The organism is Mesorhizobium sp. M7A.F.Ca.CA.002.04.1.1 (assembly GCF_004022805.1).
In the GTDB taxonomy this organism is placed as follows: Bacteria; Pseudomonadota; Alphaproteobacteria; order Rhizobiales; family Rhizobiaceae; genus Mesorhizobium; species Mesorhizobium ciceri.
This window is the reverse complement of sequence record NZ_RZPL01000850.1, coordinates 1-2,257: the sequence shown is the minus strand read 5'-3', so window position 1 is coordinate 2,257 and position 2,257 is coordinate 1. Positions and strand designations below refer to the sequence as shown.

Annotated in this window: 2 protein-coding genes; both read left to right on the top strand. The window is 66.9% G+C overall.

Annotated elements, in window-relative coordinates:
• Positions 1-1,011 (top strand): MotB family protein (locus tag ENZ75_RS29400; protein ID WP_128278531.1); only part of this gene is annotated, 1,011 nt, incomplete at its 5' end.
• The coding region (locus ENZ75_RS29395; RefSeq protein ID WP_128278530.1) for a chemotaxis protein MotC at positions 1,008-2,257 on the top strand (1,250 nt) is incomplete at its 3' end. The genes ENZ75_RS29400 and ENZ75_RS29395, both read left to right, overlap by 4 nt.

Here is a 2,257-nt window from a genome sequence, read left to right as displayed (position 1 = left end):
AACGGCAATGCCGGCGCGGGCGCGTCCGAGCGCAAGCAGGACAAGCAGGAGCCACAGCAGGCGGAACACTCCGACGACCATCTCTTCGCCGACCCCTACGCCGTGCTTTCGGAAATCGCCACAGATACCGGCGTCATGCAGAATGTCAGCCAGAAAGGCGATGGCGGCGTGCAGGCTGCCGGCCCGGCTACCGGCGCCTCCGGTGGCGCCTCCTACCGCGATCCTTTCGAGCCGGATTTCTGGTCGCAGCAGGTCGCGGCGCCCGGCGCCGAGGCCAGCGCCCAGCGCACCAAGATCGAGGGCGATCCGGCCAAGCCCGGCGACAAGACCGCCGAAACGCAGGTGCTCAAAATCAAAGCCGTGCCGCCTGTCGCGGCACCGCTCGAGCCACTGGCAAAGGACGCGACCAGTAAACAGGCCGCGAACCCTGCCACGGCATTGGCCGGCGAGACCAAATCGGACGGCACCAAGGCCGCGGTAGCGAAGGCTGAGCCTGAGGCGCAAAAGGCCGTCCAGCCCGACATCGGGGAGAAGGCACCAACCGCTGCTGCCGTGAAGGCAGCGGCCGACGTCAAGCGGCAGTTGGCCGATGCTTTCAAGCCTGGCGACAAGCTGCACGACGGCGTCTCGGTCGAAGCCACCGACAAGGGCGTCGTCATCTCGATCACCGATCAGCTCGACTTCGGCATGTTCGAGGTCGGCTCGGCGTTGCCGAGACGCGAACTGGTGCTGGCAATGGAGAAGATCGGCCGCATCGTCAACAGCCAGAAGGGCACCATCAGCATCAACGGCCACACCGATGCCCGGCCGTTCCGCAGCGACAGCTACGACAATTGGCGGCTGTCGACGGCGCGCGCGCATTCCGCGTACTACATGCTCGTGCGCGGCGGCGTCGACGAACGCCGCATCACCGAGGTCGCCGGTTTCGCGGACCGCCAGCCGAAAATAGCAGCCGATCCATTGGCGGCCGCGAACCGCCGCATCGAGATCCTGATGGCGACCGGCGGATGAAGCGAGCGGCCGTCACCCGCCGGTTGATTGGCCTGTTGCTGCTGGCCGGCGGACACCCGTCCACTGGTTTCGCCCAGGAGGCCCTGCAGCCGTATCAGCTGGTGCGCTCGCTGCAACTCATCCAGGACCGCATAGCCGCCGGGGATCATGCCGCCCTGCCGATGCAGGCCAAGCTGCTCGAGATGACGGATACGCGCCTGCGCGCGGCGAATGCCGAGGACTACAAGGATCCCAAGAATTTTCGGGCCCTGCTTGTCTACGGCATGAGCGGCGGCAACCCGGTGACCGTCGAAGCGGCCACGTCGCGCGCTACGGCGGACCCGCAAAGCCTTGCCATCGCCAAAGGCGTGATTGAGTACCTCAACGGCCGGCCCGGCAAGGCTATCGAAGCCTTGAGGCCGATCGATCCCATGGCGCTGCCTCCGGATCTCGGCGCCTTCCTCGCTTTGGTCAAAGGCTCGCTGCTTGCCGGCGATCAACCGGCGACCGCACTCGGTCTGCTCGACGAGGCAAGATTGCTCAGCCCCGGCACGCTGGTCGAGGAGGCGGCACTTCGCCGTTCGGTCGGCCTTGCAGTCGCGCAAGGCGACGCGGCACGTTTCGCCCTTGCTTCCACCCAGTATGTCGAGCGCTACCTCTATTCGCCCTATGCCAGCCAGTTCGCGGACTCCTTTGTCTCCGGCGTCATCGCGCTGCACATGTCGATCAGCCAGGACAAGCTGGGCGACATCACCTCGATGATGGATCCCGAGCGCGAGAAGGTGATCTATCTGCGCATCGCCCGCCGTGCCGCGATAGACGGCCTGAACGACCTTTCGGCCTTCGCTTCGGCGCGGGCCGAGCAGGGCCGTGACGGCAACACCAATCAGGACGATCCACGCGCCCTGCTCTATGCCAGCCTTTCCACCGTCACCTCGGGCACAATCGAGGACATTCGTGCCAAGCTCGGCAAGATCGATCGCAGCCGGCTGTCGGAGGGCGACCGCGCCTTGCTCGACGCCGCTCAGGCCATTGCCGGCGAGGTCGTCGCGCCGCCCACCGCCCTTCCGGCGGAAAAGCCTGCCCCTGTCGCGGCCGAGCAACCTCCGGCTCCCGAGATCGCCACGCCGCAAAACGCCGATGACAGTGGCTTGCCACCGGTCGAAGGCGCCATCTCGGAGCAACCCGCCGCCACCGCGGCCTCCGGCGGACCGGCCGCCAATGCGCCGGACACGGCGGCAGTTGCAGCCACATCCGCCGAGCCTGC